The organism is Fructilactobacillus sp. YLN 2507 (assembly GCF_059614085.1).
The window spans coordinates 616,454-635,127 of sequence record NZ_CM184303.1; the positions used below are offsets into that span (position 1 = coordinate 616,454).

18 protein-coding genes and 1 pseudogene are annotated in these 18,674 nt (G+C 33.4%); 17 read left to right on the forward strand and 2 right to left on the reverse strand.

Annotated features, from left to right (window positions below):
• The first annotated feature begins 249 nt into the window (after positions 1-249).
• The 4 genes from aspS to AC0GLY_RS03285 all read left to right on the forward strand — a co-directional run bounded on the left by aspS (position 250) and on the right by AC0GLY_RS03285 (position 5,112).
• Positions 250-2,034, forward strand: a complete 1,785-nt coding sequence (aspS, locus tag AC0GLY_RS03270) for an aspartate--tRNA ligase (RefSeq protein ID WP_496612101.1) — start codon at positions 250-252, stop codon at positions 2,032-2,034.
• Positions 2,035-2,137: 103 nt separating this feature from the next.
• The gene (locus AC0GLY_RS03275; protein WP_496612102.1) at positions 2,138-3,016 is read left to right on the forward strand and encodes a YitT family protein; all 879 of its coding nucleotides are present in this window, start codon (positions 2,138-2,140) and stop codon (positions 3,014-3,016) included.
• Between the two features lie 25 nt (positions 3,017-3,041).
• Positions 3,042-4,208 carry a CDP-glycerol glycerophosphotransferase family protein gene (locus AC0GLY_RS03280; RefSeq protein WP_496612103.1) on the forward strand — a complete coding sequence of 389 codons (1,167 nt, stop codon included), beginning with the start codon at positions 3,042-3,044 and terminating at the stop codon, positions 4,206-4,208.
• A complete protein-coding gene (locus AC0GLY_RS03285; protein WP_496612104.1) occupies positions 4,201-5,112 on the forward strand; it encodes a deoxyribonuclease IV in 912 nt (303 codons plus the stop codon). Before AC0GLY_RS03280 ends, AC0GLY_RS03285 begins: the two co-directional genes overlap by 8 nt.
• On the opposite strand, the gene AC0GLY_RS03290 is transcribed toward AC0GLY_RS03285, so the two are convergent.
• Positions 5,102-5,917, reverse strand: coding sequence for a pyruvate, water dikinase regulatory protein (locus AC0GLY_RS03290; protein ID WP_496612105.1), 816 nt, complete (start codon positions 5,915-5,917; stop codon positions 5,102-5,104). The two genes, AC0GLY_RS03285 and AC0GLY_RS03290, sit on opposite strands and share 11 nt — an antisense overlap.
• 165 nt (positions 5,918-6,082) lie before the next feature.
• On the opposite strand from AC0GLY_RS03290, the gene rpsU reads away from it, so the two are divergent.
• The 13 genes and pseudogenes from rpsU to AC0GLY_RS03355 all read left to right on the forward strand — a co-directional run bounded on the left by rpsU (position 6,083) and on the right by AC0GLY_RS03355 (position 18,390).
• Positions 6,083-6,283: a 30S ribosomal protein S21 gene (gene rpsU / locus AC0GLY_RS03295; protein WP_014082053.1), complete on the forward strand. Its 201-nt coding sequence runs from the start codon at positions 6,083-6,085 to the stop codon at positions 6,281-6,283.
• A 67-nt stretch (positions 6,284-6,350) separates the two neighbouring features.
• Positions 6,351-6,794 (forward strand): GatB/YqeY domain-containing protein, encoded by a 444-nt coding sequence (locus AC0GLY_RS03300; RefSeq protein ID WP_496612106.1) that lies wholly within the window; start codon positions 6,351-6,353, stop codon positions 6,792-6,794.
• A gap of 78 nt (positions 6,795-6,872) precedes the next feature.
• Positions 6,873-7,841: a PhoH family protein gene (locus AC0GLY_RS03305; protein ID WP_496612107.1), complete on the forward strand. Its 969-nt coding sequence runs from the start codon at positions 6,873-6,875 to the stop codon at positions 7,839-7,841.
• A 12-nt stretch (positions 7,842-7,853) separates the two neighbouring features.
• Positions 7,854-8,336 carry an rRNA maturation RNase YbeY gene (gene ybeY, locus AC0GLY_RS03310; RefSeq protein ID WP_496612108.1) on the forward strand — a complete coding sequence of 161 codons (483 nt, stop codon included), beginning with the start codon at positions 7,854-7,856 and terminating at the stop codon, positions 8,334-8,336.
• Positions 8,320-8,712 (forward strand): diacylglycerol kinase family protein, encoded by a 393-nt coding sequence (locus AC0GLY_RS03315; RefSeq protein WP_496612109.1) that lies wholly within the window; start codon positions 8,320-8,322, stop codon positions 8,710-8,712. Before ybeY ends, AC0GLY_RS03315 begins: the two co-directional genes overlap by 17 nt.
• A gap of 13 nt (positions 8,713-8,725) precedes the next feature.
• Positions 8,726-9,637, forward strand: coding sequence for a GTPase Era (era, locus tag AC0GLY_RS03320; protein ID WP_496612110.1), 912 nt, complete (start codon positions 8,726-8,728; stop codon positions 9,635-9,637).
• Between the two features lie 16 nt (positions 9,638-9,653).
• Positions 9,654-10,424 (forward strand): DNA repair protein RecO, encoded by a 771-nt coding sequence (gene recO / locus AC0GLY_RS03325; protein WP_496612111.1) that lies wholly within the window; start codon positions 9,654-9,656, stop codon positions 10,422-10,424.
• A 280-nt stretch (positions 10,425-10,704) separates the two neighbouring features.
• Positions 10,705-11,673, forward strand: a complete 969-nt coding sequence (glyQ, locus tag AC0GLY_RS03330; RefSeq protein WP_496612112.1) for a glycine--tRNA ligase subunit alpha — start codon at positions 10,705-10,707, stop codon at positions 11,671-11,673.
• Positions 11,673-13,751 carry a glycine--tRNA ligase subunit beta gene (glyS, locus tag AC0GLY_RS03335; protein ID WP_496612241.1) on the forward strand — a complete coding sequence of 693 codons (2,079 nt, stop codon included), beginning with the start codon at positions 11,673-11,675 and terminating at the stop codon, positions 13,749-13,751. The genes glyQ and glyS overlap by 1 nt, the downstream gene beginning before the upstream one ends.
• 23 nt (positions 13,752-13,774) lie before the next feature.
• Positions 13,775-15,610, forward strand: coding sequence for a DNA primase (gene dnaG, locus AC0GLY_RS03340; RefSeq protein ID WP_496612113.1), 1,836 nt, complete (start codon positions 13,775-13,777; stop codon positions 15,608-15,610).
• 15 nt (positions 15,611-15,625) lie between these two features.
• Complete coding sequence (rpoD, locus tag AC0GLY_RS03345; RefSeq protein WP_496612114.1) at positions 15,626-16,831, forward strand: RNA polymerase sigma factor RpoD; 1,206 nt, start codon at positions 15,626-15,628, stop codon at positions 16,829-16,831.
• Positions 16,832-16,890: 59 nt separating this feature from the next.
• Positions 16,891-17,595, forward strand: coding sequence for a tRNA (adenine(22)-N(1))-methyltransferase (locus AC0GLY_RS03350; protein WP_496612115.1), 705 nt, complete (start codon positions 16,891-16,893; stop codon positions 17,593-17,595).
• Positions 17,582-18,390: pseudogene (locus AC0GLY_RS03355) on the forward strand (Nif3-like dinuclear metal center hexameric protein). The gene AC0GLY_RS03350 and the pseudogene AC0GLY_RS03355 overlap by 14 nt, the downstream one beginning before the upstream one ends.
• A gap of 86 nt (positions 18,391-18,476) precedes the next feature.
• On the opposite strand, the gene AC0GLY_RS03360 reads toward AC0GLY_RS03355, so the two are convergent.
• Positions 18,477-18,665, reverse strand: coding sequence for a DUF2929 family protein (locus tag AC0GLY_RS03360; protein WP_496612116.1), 189 nt, complete (start codon positions 18,663-18,665; stop codon positions 18,477-18,479).
• Between the last annotated feature and the right edge of the window lie 9 nt (positions 18,666-18,674).

Genomic DNA, 18,674 nt, shown 5'->3' on the forward strand with positions numbered 1-18,674 from the left:
TCTTGACATTTTTTGAAAAAGTTATTATTCTTAAAGAGAATATTTAGCCGATTATGATGAATAGTAGATAGACAATTCAAATTTTAGAGAGCGCTATATGATGGAAATGCGTAATTTGAAACTATCAAAGACACATCTAGGTATAGATCAAATAATTAAAAGAAATAAAAAAGGTGGTACCGTGCTAATTGCGCCCTTGTTGCAATTTAACACGGTCTTTTTTATTTATTTAAAAAGGGGAACTTGGTTATGAAAAGAACTGCATACGCCGGTCAAATTAACGAAAAATTTTTAGATCAAGAAGTGACACTTGATGGATGGGTTGCTAAAAAAAGGAATCTTGGAAGTTTAATCTTTATCGATTTACGTGATCGTGAAGGAATTGTTCAATTAGTATTCAATGCAAGTGATAGTCAATCGGCATTTGATGTGGCTGAGGCAATGAAAAATGAGTATGTCATTGAAGTTAAGGGAAAGGTTGTGGCTCGTTCACAAAATGAAATTAATCCAGACTTGTTTACTGGTAAAGTTGAAGTTCATGTGACGGATGCTAAAATTTTAAGTAAGTCAAAGCCAGTTCCATTTGATATCAAAGACGATACGAATGCTTCTGATGATTTGCGATTGAAATATCGTTATTTAGATTTGCGTCGTCCTTATATGCAAAAAGGTTTGATGATTCGTAACCGAATTTCACAGGCTACTCATAGCTATCTTGACGAACATGGATTTTTGGACATTGAGACTCCTGATTTAACAGTTTCAACGCCTGAAGGAGCTCGTGATTATTTAGTTCCATCTCGTGTATATCCAGGTTCATTTTATGCGTTGCCTCAATCTCCGCAACAATTTAAACAAATGTTGATGGGAGCTGGATTTGATCGTTATTATCAAATTGCTCGTTGTTTCCGTGATGAAGATTTACGTGGAGATCGTCAACCAGAATTTACACAAATTGACTTGGAAACATCATTTATGAGTGCAGATGAAATTCAAGATATTACTGAAGGTTTGATTAAGCGGGTCATGAAAGAAACAATTAATTATGATGTTAAGCTTCCGTTTGATCGTATTTCTTGGCAAGAATCAATGGATCGATTTGGAACTGATCAGCCTGATACGCGTTTTGGTATGGAATTAAAAGATTTATCGGACACTGTCAAAGATTCTGAGTTTAAAGTATTCAGCTCAGCTGTGGAAAATGGTGGTCAGGTTAAGGCGATTGTTGTTCCAAGTGGTGCAAGTGAATATTCTCGTAAAGAAATTGATAAATACACTGATTATGTAAAGCGGTTTGGTGCTAAAGGATTAGCCTGGATGAAAGTAACTGATGATGGTTTTTCTGGTCCAGTTGCCAAATTTTTCAAAGAACCAAAACAGATTGAAGCTATTAAAACACAAACTGAAGCCAAACCAGGTGATTTAATTCTATTTGCGGCAGATCGTGCTAAAGTGGTTGCTGATACGCTAGGCTATTTGCGAGTTGCCATTGCAAAAGAACAAAATATGATTCCAACTGATAAGTTTAACTTTCTTTGGGTTGTTGATTGGCCACTATTTGAATATGATGAAGGTGATCAACGTTGGACTGCTGCTCATCACCCATTTACAATGCCAAATGAAGGTGACGAACATTATCTTGATGAAGGAGAAGATCCACATCAGGCCCATGCTCAAAGTTATGATATTATTTTAAATGGTCTTGAATTAGGTGGCGGATCAATCCGTATTCATACTCGTGAATTACAAGAAAAAATGTTCCGTGCTTTAGGCTTTACCAAAGAAAGTGCTGAAGCTCAATTTGGTTATTTCTTGAGAGCTTTAGATTATGGATTTCCACCACATGGTGGGTTAGCAATTGGGTTAGATCGCTTTGCTCGTTTAATTGCTAATCGTGGTAATATTCGTGATGTAATTGCCTTTCCTAAAAATTCTAAAGCAGTTGAACCCTTAACTGGTGCTCCATCTGCAGTTGCACCAAAACAATTAAAAGATTTAGGGATCACAATTGATCATCCAGATGAAGAAAAATAATTAAAAATAGAAAGTTACTAATTTTAGTGACTTTCTATTTTTTTAAAAGTGAGAATGTTATACTATGGAATGACAATAATCAATTATTATAGAAGGTATTTATATGAATGACGTGCATAAAGTTATCAGAAGACATCAAATTCTGGCAAAAATTTCAACATCATTTATCTATGCGTTATTAGTTTCAATTGCAATGAACTTTTTTTGGAATCCTGGACACATTTATTCTTCTGGGATAACTGGATTTGCCCAATTGCTTACAACTATTACACAACGATACACATCTTTTACCATATCAACAGCTGCAGGATTATTTATTTTAAACATTCCTTTGTTATTTTTGGCTTGGAAAGCGATTGGACATCAATTTGCAATTTTTACTTTCTTATCAGTATTTCTTGCAAGTTCCATGATTAAAATTTTACATCCTATGACACTAACTACTGATCCACTAATTTGTGCAATTTTTGGGGGAGCAGTTAACGGTTTTGGAACTGGATTAGCATTAAAGAATCAAATTTCAACTGGGGGGTTAGATATTCTTGGAATTGTGATTCAACGAAAAACTGGAAAATCAATTGGAACCATTAATATTGCTTTTAATGCTTTTATTATTTTGTCAGCCGGTTTTATGTATGGATGGCCTTATGCCTTTTATTCTTCAATTGGATTATTAGTAAATGCAAAAGTTATGGATATGACATATACTCGGCAACAAAGAATGGAAGTTATGATTATTACTAGTATGCCTAAAACTGTTATTGATAGTATTCAAAATCATATGCAACGGGGAATTACAATTGTCAATCATGCCGAGGGCGCTTATAATCATCAACCCAAAACGGTTCTTTTTACGGTAATTTCGCGATATGAAAAGAATGAACTGGATGAGGCTTTAAAGGAATCAGATCCAAATGCATTTGCAGTTGCGGTTGATGTTGATGAGGTTTTTGGACACTTCTATGAAAATAAACCAAAATAAATAATTAATTAGATGGCGGATTAAAATGAAATTTATATATGTTATTTTTGTTAAATTACTTTCAAGTTTGTTTTATTTCACAAAAAAGAAAAATATTTGTTATATTATGAGCTATAACAATAATTTACATATGATTAAACAAACAGCGGCGCTTTTACCAGCTAACCAAAAGTTAATTGTATTTTATAACCCAAGAGTTATGGTAGCAGCATATGATTTACAGGCTTTTGGAATTAAGGCAATTCCAATGAGGCGTAGTTTTTCTTTTGCTATGCGGATGATTCCACAAATTATGTCAGCGCGAACGGTTTTTGTGGATAATTATTATGCATTTCTGGCTGGATTAGTTCATCCAAAAAATAAGATGAAAATTATTCAATTGTGGCATTCTGATGGTTCAATTAAATGCTTTGGGATTGATACCCCTAAATTTGAGAACTATTCTTGGATTAAAAAACGACGTCATTACAAAGTTTATAATAGTTTTGATAATTTTGTGGTAGGTTCGCAAGCAATGGCAGAAGTTTTTGAAAATAGTTTTAAACAGCCTTATCAAAAGATGCAGTTTTTAGGCACCCCTAGATCTGATCGTTTATTTAGTGATAAATGGATTAATATTGTTCGAAAACGGGTTTATACTGCAGCACCCGAACTAAAAGATAAACGAGTCATTCTATATTTGCCTACCTACCGTTCAGATAGTAAAATCAATCCTCCAGAAGGAACTATGCAAGCATTAGCTGCTGATTCTAACGCAATTGTAGCTGTTAAATTGTATCAGGAAGTTGATCGAGCAAAATTAAAATTAGAACAATTTAACTTAAAAAATGTCAAAATTTATGATGAATTTACAGCAACTGATTTAATGACGATTGCTGATACTTTTGTAACAGATTATTCATCATATTCTTTTGACTACAGTTTGATGCCCCAAGCTCGATCAATGATTTTTTTTATGTATGATTATCAAGAATATTCCAAAAACCCAGGAATTCAAGTGGGCTTCGAAAATTGGTTACCAAGTAAACCAATTCATACAGTTGGTCAGTTAAGAAAAGCAGTAATAGAGAATAAGAAAGTAGATTTTTCTGATTTTAATGCGATGTGGAATACTTATAATGATGGAAAAGCATATCAACGAGTTTTAAATAAATATGTTTTACAGCACCCAAAGGAGAAAGTAAATGACTAATGAATTTTTAATTGGTTCTCATGTATCCATGAAAGCCCCTAAAATGTTTTTAGGTTCAGCTGAAGAAGCAAAAAATGATGATGAGTCGGTCTTTATGGTATATACAGGGGCACCCCAAAATTCAAAAAGAAAACCCCTTGATGAGTTGAAGATTCCAGAGGGTAAAAGATACATGGAAGCTGAGGGATTACTTGAAGTAGTAGTTCATGCACCATATATCATTAATCTTGCTAATACTAAGAAACCACAAAGCTTTAATTTTGCTGTCCAATTTTTACAAACAGAAATTGAACGTGCGGCTGCGATGGGAGCAACTCAAATTGTACTTCATCCAGGTGCACATGTAGGAGCTGGGGTAGAGGCTGGAATTCAACAATTAATCAAGGGTTTAAACTTAGTAATTAAGCCAGAACAAACTGTACAAATTGCAATTGAAACGATGGCTGGTAAAGGTACTGAAATTGGTACCACTTTTGAACAAATTGCGGAAATTATTGATGGTGTTGAATTAAAAGATAAAGTTTCAGTTTGTTTTGATACTTGCCATACTTATGATGCTGGTTATGATGTAAAAAATGATTTTGAAGGTGTGATGCAAAATTTTGATAAAGTAATTGGATTAGATCGTCTAAAAGTTATTCACTTGAATGATGATAAAAACTCTATGGGAAGTCATAAAGATCGACACGCTAATATTGGTTTTGGCACAATCGGCTTTGAAGCTTTGAATAAGATTGCTCATTACGAAAAATTACAGAAGATTCCTAAAATTATGGAAACTCCTGCAATTAAAATTGATGATAAAAATAAGGTTGATCCACACAAGTTTGAAGTTGCAATGCTTCGACAACAAAAATTTAATCCAGAATTGATAAAAGAACTCGAAACGGGAACTATAAGGTAGTTCGTTTTGGTAAACTTTCAGTAATGATAGTTGCAGTTTCTTCAATTGATTTATTAGAAACGTTAATTGATAAACAACCAATTTTATTATAAAGCTTCTTAGCATAGTCAAGTTCGTTTTTGATATTGTTAGAATTAGAATAAGGAGTCTCTCCCTCAAGTCCGTATTCTTTCATTCTTTGTGATCGAATTTGTTTTAGCTTAGTAACGGTGTTTGTTAAACCGAATATTTTTTTTGGATCAACTTCCCAAATCTCTTTAGGTAATTGAAGATTTGGTCCAATTGGTAGATTAGCAACTTTATAACTTTCATTGGCAAGATAAAGTGAAAGAGGAGTCTTAGAAGTTCTTGATACTCCTAAAATAACAATATCAGCCTTGGTTAAGCCATTTGGATTGCGCCCATCATCATTTGCTACGGTAAACTCAATGGAAGCAATTCGTTTAAAATATTCGGCATTTAAATTATGAACTAGTCCAGGAACTTCTGCAGATGATTCATTTAAACGATTAGAAATAATTTCAATTGGTTTTTGAATACAATCAAAACTAGATAATTTATTTTGCCGAGCAAAAAGACCAACCATGTCACTTAGTTCCGGATTAACTAAAGTGTGAAAGATAATTGCGTTATTTTCCTTAGCTAATTTTAAAATTCCGCTAAGAATTGATTTAGTTCTAATAAAGGGATACTGACTGATATTAGCTCGTGCCTCGGGGAATTGTGCAGCTGCTGTCTTAGCGATTGTGGTTCCAGTTTGTCCACTAGAATCAGAAATAACAAAAATGTTATAAGTAGTCTTCATAATAAGATTCTCCTTAATAAATATGTTTATTTTCATTATACCCTGATTAACTTTTTTAAATATTCTTTTAATCTTTCGTTGACGTAAAATTTATCATGGGATATAATTATATTCGTTGGGTGGAAGCATCCAGCGCACTAAAACGTGGAGGGGAGGGATTTTTAAATGTCAAAAACAGTTGTTCGCAAGAACGAATCTCTTGATGATGCTCTTCGTCGTTTTAAACGTACAGTTTCTAAGAGCGGTACTCTCCAGGAATTTCGTAAGCGTGAATTTTACGAAAAACCTAGTGTTAAACGTAAATTAAAATCAGAAGCAGCAAGAAAACGTAACAATAAAAAGAAAAAGAGCCGTAGCAAGTTCTAATTAAAAGAGCAATCACTTTTGATTGCTTTTTTTTTTGAATTTTAAATAAAATTAAGGAGAAAATCAAATGTCATTAAACGAAACTTTAAATAACGATTTAAAAGCAGCTATGAAAGCTGGAAAAAAAGACGATTTAACTATTATTAGAATGCTTAAAAGTAATTTAATGAATGAAAAAATTAAATTAGGTCATGAATTAAGTGATAGTGAAACTGCTGCAGTGGTTAATCGTGAAATCAAACAACACCTTGATTCAATTGAACAATTTAAGGCTGGAGCCCGTGAAGATCTTGTTGAACAACAAGAAAAAGAAATGAAAATTTTAAAAAAATATGCTCCTAAACAAATGAAACCAGAAGAAGTTACTAAGATTGTTAAAGAAACAATCCTTCAATTGGGTGCAACTGGTAAAAGTGATTTTGGTAAAGTGATGGGTGCTGTAATGGGCAAAGTTAAAGGAAAAGCAGATGGTAACACAGTTAAGAAGGCCGTTAACGATGGATTAAAATAATGCCGAGTATATCACTGTTTTAAACCTTAAATTTATGCTAGAATTTAGAAAAATTAAGGATTAAGGAGATTATTTTTATTGGTTGAAAATTTTGAATATCAAAAACAATTAGCATTAAAAAATCCAAATGATCAAAGCAAGTTATTTGGAACACAGGATGCATTTATTAAAATTTTAGAGGAAGAATTTCACGTTTGGATTCGATACTCAGCAGGTGTCATAAAAGTAGAAGGTCATGAAGAAAATGATGTACAACTTACTAATGATATTTTGTTTAATATGTTGAAATTAATTCATACTGGAATTGAAGTTAATGCTAGTGATTTTGTTTCTGCGGTAGGAATGGCACGTAATGGTAAAATTACGGCTTTACCAGAATTGTATAATCAGGTTTTAATCAAAGACCGTAAAGGTAATCCGGTTCGGGTTAAGAATTTTGGACAACGTGAGTATATTCAAGCTATTTATCATCATGATATTACCTTTGGCATTGGACCTGCCGGGACGGGAAAAACTTATTTGGCAGTTGTAATGGCAGTTGCTGCTCTAAAAAAAGGAAAAATAGATAAAATTGTGTTGACAAGACCAGCAGTTGAAGCTGGCGAAAGTTTAGGATTTTTACCGGGTGATTTGAAAGAAAAGGTTGATCCATACCTTCGTCCCCTTTATGATTCTTTATATTCTATTTTAGGTATGGATCATACTGAACGCTTAATTGAAAGAGGCGTTATTGAAATTGCACCGCTTGCTTATATGCGAGGACGGACTCTTGACAATGCTTTTGTAATTTTAGATGAAGCACAAAATACAACTAATCAGCAAATGAAGATGTTTTTAACTCGATTAGGTTTTAATTCAAAGATGATTGTCAATGGTGACATTCAACAAATTGATTTAAAGGGTCATGTAGCTAGTGGTTTGGTAACGGCGCCTCACATTCTTAAAAATATTAGCAACATTAAAATTGTTAGATTAACGGCAGAAGATGTGGTTAGAAACCCAGTCGTTGCCAAAATTATTACTGCTTATGAAAATGAAGCTAAATAAAGGATTAAAATCATGGACTTAGAGATTTATGATGAAACAAACGGTCAAGTATCAGAAGACCAAAAAAAACTAATAAACGATGTTTTAGATTTTGCTGCAAAAGAAATTGGGTTAAAAGCTGACACTGAGATGTCAGTTACAATGGTTAATAATGACCGGATTCAAGAAATTAATCGAGAATATCGTAAAGTTAACCGGGCAACTGATGTGATTAGTTTTGCTATTGAAGATCAAAATGATGATGATTTTCCAGTGATGATGAGCGATGAAATGAAAGCTGAGATTCCGGAAAACATTGGTGATATTTTTGTCAGCATCGATAAAGTTAACGAGCAAGCAGATTTTTTGGGACATTCAGTTAATCGAGAATTAGGATTTTTAGTTGTTCACGGATTTTTACACCTTAACGGGTATGACCACATGGATCCTGCAGATGAAAAGGTGATGTTTGACCTTCAACGAAAGATTTTAAATGATTATGGACTCAAAAAATAAGTATCAAATCACCAAAAATAAGAATTTTTTTCAAGCCTTGGGGCATGCCTGGGACGGACTAAAAGCTTTAGTTTGTAATGAAAGAAATTTTAGGTTTCATTTATTAATGACGGTTATAGTATTGCTAGCAGGTTTAGCTCTGCGAGTCGGCTATTTTAAATTTTTGTGGCTAGTCCTAGCTTGTTATTTGGTTTTACAGGCTGAAGTTATTAATACTTTAGCCGAATACCTGGTTGATTTAACAATTGGTAATAATTACAGTGAATTAGCAAAAAAGATTAAAGATATTGCTGCTGGATGGGTTTTATTTTCGACTACCATTGCAATTATAATTGGCTTGGTGGTTTTTGGCACAACTTTATTAAAGTTAATATAAAAAGGGAAATTAAATGGAAAAATCAGAAAATTTTAAATCAGGATTTGTGGCAATTGTTGGTCGCCCAAATGTTGGAAAATCAACGTTTTTGAATCGAGTGGTTGGGCAAAAAATTGCTATAATGAGTGACAAAGCACAAACTACACGTAATAAGATTCAAGGGGTATATACTAATAAAGATGCACAAATTGTCTTTTTAGATACTCCTGGAATTCATAAACCAGAAAATAAACTAGACGAATATATGGATGCGTCAGCACTGTCTTCATTACGTGAAGTTGAAGCTGTTTTATTTATGGTTAGCGCCACTGAAACTCGTGGGGCTGGTGATAATTATATTATTAATCAATTAAAAAAAGTTGATGTACCAGTCTATCTAATTATTAATAAAATCGATGAAATCAATCCAGATCAGTTATTGGTAATTATGGATACTTATCGAAAAGCTTATGATTGGGCTGAAGTTTTTCCGATATCAGCTTTAAAGGGTAATAATGTTGATGAATTGATTAGTAATTTAATTCATCATTTACCTGAAGGTCCTCAATACTATCCCGATGATCAAGTTACTGATCACCCTGAACGTTTTATCGTACAAGAAATTGTACGTGAAAAGATTTTAGAAAATACTCGTCAAGAAATACCTCATTCAGTGGCTGTTTATGTTGAAAGTATGAAAACTAATGAAAAAGGAAAAGTTCAAATTGAGGCCTCAATAATTGTTGAACGTGAGGGTCAAAAGCGAATTATCATTGGAAAAGGTGGTTCATTGCTTAAATATATTAGCATTGGGGCTCGTCGTGAAATTGAAAAACTACTTGGTAGCAAAGTTAACCTGAAGCTGTGGATTAGAGTCCAATCGGGTTGGCGAGATAAAGATACAGCTTTAAATAATTTAGGTTACAGTGAAAAAAACGATTATTAATTAGTAGGTGAAATTTGTGGTAAATACTAAAAGCAAACCATTTCATGGAATCTTGATTTATCGCAAAAATTATCGTGAAAATGATATGTTGGTTAAAATTTTCACAGCTGAAGCCGGCAAAAAAATGTTTTTCGTGCGTGGCGCAAATCGACCTAAATTTAAAATGATTGGTGACATTTTGCCGTTTAGTTATGGAACTTATGAAGGTGAATTACGAGAAAATGGGTTATCTTATATTGATAACGGAAGCAGTGTTAAACATTTTGATCAAATCAGCGGAGACATTTATTTAAATGCCTATGCGACTTATTTAATGGGGTTAATTGATGCGGCTCTACCAGATAATGTTCCAGATAAGTTTTGGTTTGATAAACTCTTTTATGCTTTAAACTTAATTAATAATGGGTTTGATGCTGAAATTATCACCAATATTATCGAAATTCAGTTGTTACCATTATTGGGGGTAGCTCCTGAATTTCGTCATTGTACAATTTGTGGTAAAAATCATCAAATATATGATTATTCGGAGAAATTTGGTGGCTTAATTGGTGAGGATGAATTTGCTCTGGATAGTCATCGGATGCACTTGGATCAAAAAACAATTTATTATTTACGATTATTTTCGGTAGTTGATATTACTAAAATTAATAATATTAAAGTTAACCGTGTTACTAAACAAAAACTGCGCCAAGTAATTGATAAAATTTATGATAATTCAGTTGGTTTGAATTTGAAAAGTAAAAAATTTCTCAATCAAATGAATAGTTGGAAAATCAAACTTGATTAATCAATAATAATTGACTGAATCAATTTATCAAATTATAATATAGTTAACTAAATATTTGACACAGATAAAAGAAGATTGTTAATCATAGCAATTCAGCGATACCATGTTAGTGCGAGATGGTAATTGTTTTTAACAATTGGCGCTTTTTGAGTCAATCCGTTTCGAGATGCTGATTTTTAAAATCAGAAGTAGGGTGGAACCGCGACCAAATCGTCCCTATGCAAGAGTATATTTACTTTTGCATAGGTTTTTTATTTGCTTGGCAAAAAGGGGAATTAAAATGACAAAAAAGATGTCAGTACAAGATATTGCTTCTACATTAAAATCATATTGGAGTAATCAAGGTTGCATGATTATGGATGCTTACGATACCGAAAAGGGAGCCGGTACCATGAGTCCGTTTACTTTTTTACGTGCGATTGGTCCTGAACCATGGAATGTTGCTTACGTTGAACCATCAAGAAGGCCTGCAGATGGACGTTATGGTGAAAATCCTAACCGTTTATACCAACATCATCAATTTCAAGTTTTGATGAAGCCTTCTCCAGATAATATCCAAGAGCTATACATTAATTCATTAAAGGAACTTGGAATTAATCCATTAGAACACGATATTCGTTTTGTGGAAGATAACTGGGAAAACCCCTCAATGGGATGTGCTGGAGTTGGTTGGGAAGTTTGGCTAGATGGAATGGAAGTTACTCAATTTACTTACTTTCAAGTTGTTGGTGGACTTCAAATGAATCCGGTTGCTGTAGAAATCACTTATGGATTGGAACGTTTATCTTCATACATTCAAAACGTTAATAACGTATTTGATCTCGAATGGTCAAATGGGGTTAAGTATGGTGATATCTTTAAAGAACCCGAATACGAGCACTCAAAGTATAGTTTTGAATTAAGTGATCAAGAAATGCTTCACAAAATGTTTGATGCTTATGAAAAAGAAGCTAAACGTTTAATTAAGGAAGGATTAGTTCATCCAGCTTATGATTATGTTTTGAAATGTAGTCATACATTCAATTTACTTGATGCACGTGGTGCTGTATCAGTTACTGAACGGGCTGGGTATCTTGCTCGAATTAGAAAAATGGCACATGGAATTGCTCAATCCTTTGTTCAAGAACGTCGCAAGCTTGGATTTCCACTAATAAAGGATGAAAAGCAGCGCGAAGCAATCTTAGCTGAATTTGATAAACGTGATGAAAAGAAAAGTAAACAAAAAAAGAATCAGGGGGATAAAAAATGATGACTCATACATTCCTATTAGAAATTGGACTGGAAGAGATGCCAGCCCATGTTGTTACCCCAAGTATTAATGAATTATCTGAAAAAACAGAAAAATATCTTAAAGAAAATCGGATTTCATTTGATAAAATCCAAAAATTTTCAACCCCACGAAGACTCGCTTTAGAAATCTCTGGATTAGCTGATAAACAACCTGATATTGATGAAGAAGTTAAGGGACCCGCTGAAAAGATTGCTAAAGATGCAGATGGAAATTGGAGCAAAGCAGCCATTGGTTTTACTCGTGGACAGGGATTAACTCCTGATGATATTACCTTTAAGGACATTAAAGGAACGAACTATGCATTTGTTAATAAACATGTATCTGGAAAACCAGTTGCTGATGTATTGGCAGATTTAGTTGATGTAGTTGCTGCAATGAATTTTCCAACGATGATGAAATGGGGAACAAATAAGTTCCAATTTGTTCGTCCAATTAAATGGATTGTAGCCTTGCTAGATGATGAAGTTGTTCCAATGGAATTAGTTGGTGTTAAATCTGGTCGTAAATCATTAGGTCATCGTTTCTTAGGAGAAGCTGTAACAATTAATAATGCTACTGATTATGAAGCAGATCTTGCTAAAGAATTTGTGATTGTAGATTCTGATAAACGAAAGTCAAAGATTAAAGATCAGATTGAAGCAATTGCTAATCAAAATAATTGGAAAGTAGATATTGATGATGATTTGCTTGAAGAAGTTAATAATTTAGTTGAGTATCCGACTAGTTTTTATGGTACATTTGATAAACGTTTCTTAGACATTCCTCGTGAAGTATTAATAACTTCTATGAGAAATCATCAAAGATTCTTTTATGTTGAAAATCAAGATGGTAAATTGTTACCATTCTTTATTTCCGTGCGAAATGGAAATTCAGACTTTATTGAAAATGTGATTAAGGGGAATGAGAAAGTGCTTGCAGCTCGTTTATATGATGCTGAGTTCTTTTATCAAGAGGATCAAAACCATGACATCGATTATTTTGTGAACAAGTTAAAAAATGTAACTTTTCATGATAAAATTTCTACTGTCTATGAAAAGATGCAACGGGTTCAAGTTATTGCAAAACTGATTGGTAAAAAAGTTGGACTTAATGAAGAACAGTTAGCAGATTTACAACGTGCAGCTGAAATTTATAAATTTGATTTAGTGACTGGAATGGTTGGTGAATTTTCTGAGTTACAAGGAATCATGGGAGAAAAGTATGCCTTACTATTTGGTGAAAAGCCAGCAGTTGCAAACGCAATTCGGGAACATTACATGCCAATTTCTGCTAATGGAAAGCTCCCTCAATCAAAAATTGGGGCTGTTCTAGCAGTATCAGATAAGCTTGATAGTATAATGACTTTCTTTGCTGCTGGCTTAATTCCAAGCGGTTCTAATGATCCTTATGCTTTAAGGCGTCAAGCTGCGGGAATTGTTAGTATCGTATCAGCTCAAAAATGGAGATTATCATTAGTTGACTTGATGAATCAAATTATTATTGATGAAGTAAAAGAACAAGTTGCTCCAAAAATTGATCAAAAATTAATCGTTAATGATGTAGTATTGTTTATTAAAGAACGAATTAAACGAGCTTTAAAAGCTGAAAAGATTAAATTTGACTTAGTTGATGCTGCAATTAATGCTACCAGCAGTGATATTATTTATAATATTAATAGTGCTAAAGTTTTAAATGAACATAAAGATGATAATAACTTTAAACAAGTGATTGAAGCTTTAACTCGGGTTGAGAAAATTGCCAAAAAATCCGATTTTAAATCTGACAACTTATTTGTTGATCCAATCTTGTTTGAAAATGATGCTGAATTAAAAATGAATGCAGAAGTTGATCGAATTTCCCCAGATTTTGATCAACTAACGGCCTCAACTGCTTTTGAAAAGCTTGCTAGTTTAGAGCCAGTTATTAAGGATTATTTTGATAAAACGATGGTAATGGCTGATGATCAAACTATTAAAATGAACCGCTTAAAAGAGCTTAATAAAGTAGCACAAATGATTAATTATTTTGCTGAAGTAGATAGAATCATTGCTAAATAAGCAGTTGAAAAGTGGTGTTATTGATGGCTAAGATACCAGAAGAATTTGTGGAAAAGGTGCGAAATAACACTAATATTAGAGATGTGGTTGGTCAGTATGTACAATTAAAAAAGTCAGGAAAAAATTTATTTGGTTTATGTCCTTTTCATGAAGAACGGACTCCATCTTTTTCAGTCAATGAAGAAAAGCAAATTTTTCATTGTTTTAGCTGTGGACGTGGGGGAAATGTTTTTAGTTTTCTGATGGATTTAAAGGGTTTGAGTTTTCCTGAGGCCGTTGAAATGGTGGCTAAAGATGATGGAATTGACTTACCTAACAATGCTAAGTGGAATCAACCATCGCCTCAACAACAAAAGCTAAAGCCCTTAATTGATATTAATGAAGCCGCAGCTAAGTTATATCATCATGTTTTAGTTAATACTAAATTAGGTGAAGAAGCTTTAAATTACTTAAAAAGACGTCAAATTTCTGATGAAATGATTGAAACATTTAACTTGGGGTATGCACCCACTGAACGAATTTTAAAAAAGTATTTCACAGAAAAGAAAGTTGATTATCAGGATTTAAGGAAAACAGGTTTATTTACTGAAAGTAACGATGGAAATTTAAGAGATCGCTTTGCCGGCCGTCTGATGGTTCCTATTCGTAATGAAAATGGTAAAGTAGCTGGTTTTTCTGGTCGATTATTGCATAAAGATGAAGATCTGCCTAAGTATCTTAATTCACCAGAAACAGAATTATTTAATAAGCGAAAATTGATGTACAATTTCGATTTAGCTAAACCGGAGATTAGGCAAACCCATGATGTAATTCTTTTTGAAGGATTTATGGATGTAATTTCTGCTTATCAGGCAGGGGTGAAAAATGGAGTTGCATCAATGGGAACTAGCTTAACTGAAGAACAAGTTTATGATTTGAAACGTATCACAAAGCAAATTTATATTTGTTATGATGGAGATACACCAGGACAGAAGGCAACTAACCGAGCAATTGATTTGTTGAAAAAAAGTGGGAACCTGAAGATTGGCGTTATTCAAATGCCAGATGGAGTTGATCCAGATGAATATCGACGTAGTCACGGTGAAGTTAGTTTTCAACAAGTAGTTAATAATGGTCGTGAATCTGTAGTTAAATTTAAAATTAATTATTTGCGGACGCAATTTAATTTGACAAATGAAGAAGACCGCTTAGCTTATATTGATAAAGTTTTGCATATTATTGCTGGAGTTGAAAATAACGTTGAACGCGATGTTTATTTAAAAGAGTTGGCAGATCGATTAGATGTGAGCTTAGCTAGTTTAGAAACCCAGACTGAAAAATATGCTAACGTTATTCATAAAAGAAAGCAAAACAATCGAAATCGAGAACGGTTTGCTCAAATTCCAACAGTGATTAATCAAGAATCTAAACACTATTCTAAAATTGAAAATGCAGAACGTCAGTTATTAAATATGATGCTGCATAATTCAGAAGTTTGGAAAAAGGTCCGGCGAAATCGTGATTTTGCGTTTGTTCATGACTTGTATCAGCAAATCTTCATTTTTGCTCAAGAATATTTTAGATATCATGCAGAATATAATGCAGCAGAATTTAGTGATTTTGTTGGTGAAGCTAAAATTCAATCAACTTTAGCTGAGTTAGAAATGACAAATGATAATATTGAGTATAATGAAGACGAAATTACGGATTGTGTTAAAATAATAATGCAAGATGCACCAATTATGGAGAAAATTGAACAGAAAAAAGCTGCTTTTGATAATGCAAAACAACTTGGTGATGAAATCTTACAGTTGCAATTAGCAACTGAATTAATTGATTTGCGAAAAAAATTGCAAAGCTTAAAATCAGCAGAAGATTAAGGGGAGGTCATTAGAATGGCAGAAAAAAAAGCAAAGAAGAAAACTGAAATAAAAAAATCAACTCCCGAATTAAAAAGTAAAACTGCCGCAAAGCGTGCAAAAGTTACTAAAGAACTAAAAAAAGAATTTGATGATAAAGGGTTCAAAAAGGTTTACAAAGAATTAGTTAAGAAAAATAAAAAAATTGGGCATATTACCTATGAAGTGCTTGAACAAGAACTTCAAGTACCTTTTGATTTAGATAAAAAGCAAATGGAAAAGGTGCTTGAACAAATTGAAGATGATGGAATTAGCATTGTTGATGACAATGGCGAACCAGATCCAAGAGCATTAAAAGCTGCAAAAAAAGTTACTCAAAAAGAATTAAAAAATGCTTCTAGTTCAAAGGGTGTTAAGATTAATGATCCCGTTCGAATGTATTTGAAAGAAATTGGACGAGTGTCACTTCTTACTGCGGATCAAGAAGTTCAATTGGCTTTAAGAATTGAAGAAGGCGATGAAACTGCTAAACAAGAGCTTGCCGAAGCTAATTTACGATTAGTTGTTTCAATTGCTAAACGTTACGTTGGACGTGGAATGCAATTTCTTGATTTGATCCAAGAAGGTAACATGGGTCTTATGAAGGCGGTCGAAAAGTTTGATTATCGTAAAGGATTTAAATTTTCTACTTATGCTACTTGGTGGATTAGACAAGCAATTACTCGTGCTATTGCTGATCAGGCTAGAACGATTCGAATTCCCGTTCATATGGTTGAAACAATTAACAAGTTAATTAGAGTTCAACGTCAGTTACTGCAAGATTTGGGCAGAGAACCACTCCCTTCAGAAATTGGGGCAGAAATGGATATGCCAACCTCTAAAGTACGGAATATTCTAAAGATTTCGCAAGAACCAGTTTCCTTAGAAACTCCAATTGGGGAAGAGGATGATTCCCATTTAGGTGATTTTATTGAAGATAAGGATGCTACTAGTCCTGAAGAACATGCTTCTTATGAATTGCTTAAAGAACAACTAGAGAGTGTTTTAGATACTCTAACTGATCGAGAAGAAAATGTGCTTAGATTGCGGTTTGGTCTTGATGATGGTCGGACTAGAACCCTTGAAGAAGTGGGCAGAGTATTTGGAGTTACTCGTGAAAGGATTCGACAAATTGAAGCAAAGGCTTTAAGAAAACTTCGTCACCCTTCAAGAAGTAAACAACTAAAAGATTTCTTAGATTAAGTAGAATTGAAAACAGGGACTTTTGGTCTCTGTTTTTTATTGAGGAAAAAGGAGCTTTTATGGATGCAAATCATCTTTCAAAAAGAATGCAAGCAGTTGCTGATTTAGTTCCTAAATCAAATATGGTTGCTGATATTGGTTCAGATCATGCGTATTTGCCTGCTTATTTATTAAAACATGGAATTGTTCATCATGCGATTGCGGGAGAAATAGTACAAGGACCATTTAAAAATGCACAATCAGAAATTGTTAGTCAACATTTATCTAATCAAATGGAAGCTAGATTAGGAAATGGCTTAAAAGTAATTAGACCGGAGGATGAAGTTGACACAATTACCATTGCAGGGATGGGTGGAGAACTAATTACTGATATTTTAGAACAGGGAAAATATAAATTAATTAATCGTCCTGTATTAGTGCTACAAGCTAATGTTGATGAGAATGTACTTCGTAAGTGGTTAGCTGATCATCAATATGCAATCACAGGAGAAAATCTGGTTTATGATGCTGGGCATTATTACGAAATGGTTCGAGCTGAGTATTCCAATCAACAAATTTCGTATACTAAACTGGAACTTAATTTTGGACCATGTTTATTAAAAGAAAAATCAGATGCCTTTCGCTCAAAGTGGAACGAAAAGCTAGCTAAAAATTATTTTATTTTGGATAAATTAATCAATTCTAATTCTCAGCCACTAGAAAAAATCAATGAAGTTAAGAATAAGATTGCAGAAATTGAAGGTGTTTTAGATGACCACTGTTAATGAATTTATAAATCGTTTTGAAGAATTTGCACCAATTGAACTTCGTGAAAATGGTGATCCTACTGGATTTCAAATTGGTAACCGCAACGCACCAATCAAAAAAATGATGACAACTTTAGATGTGAGACCAGAAGTTGTTCAGGAAGCAATTGATAATGGAGTTAATTTTATTTTTGCTCATCATCCAGTCATGTTTCGTCCTGCTAAAATCTTGACTTAAGTAATCCCCAAAATAAAATGTATGCTGAGATTTTAAAACATGATATTACAGTTTATGCTGCACATACAAATCTGGATAATGCTAATGGCGGTATGAACGATTGGCTGGCAGCTGAGCTTGGCTTGCAAAATGTTTCTGGTATGATTTTGCATGATACAAATGTTAATCATGAATCTCATTATTTGGGACGAGTTGGTAATTTGCCACAAGCAATTACTTTTGAAGAACTAGCAAACCGTTGTAAAAAAATTTTTAATTTGTCCGAACTACGGATGGTTACTAACAAACCTAGCCAAATAATTAGCCGAGTTGCAGTGTTAGGTGGTAGTGGTGGTAAATTTTATCCAGATGCTCTTAGAGTTGGTGCTGATGTTTATTTTACTGGTGATTTGTACTATCATACTTCACAAGACATGCTAGCTGAAGGACTAATGGCAATTGATCCTGGGCATCACGTGGAAAGTATTTGTAAACTAAAATTAAAAGAATTATTTGAACAATGGAAACTAGAAAATGGCTGGAATTTTGAAATTATTATTTCAAGTTTATCGACTGAACCCTTTACCTTTTTATAATTTAATAAACTAAAAGCCTTCTAATGAACTTTTTAACGGTCATTAGAAGGCTTTTATTAGTCAAAAGTCTGAGTTAGATTTTTGAATTAAGGTTTCATAACTAATTTGAGTAAGTTAATCCCAACAAGAGCAATTATGGCACCAACAATCGCTGCTTGTGTAGCAATTGTTTTAGTGAAAGTGGCCTGCACTAATGCAGATCCAATATATCCAATAATTTCTCCATATACTATCCCCCAAAAGAGGGTTGTTAAGTTTGCAGCGATAGTTTTCATTAGACACAC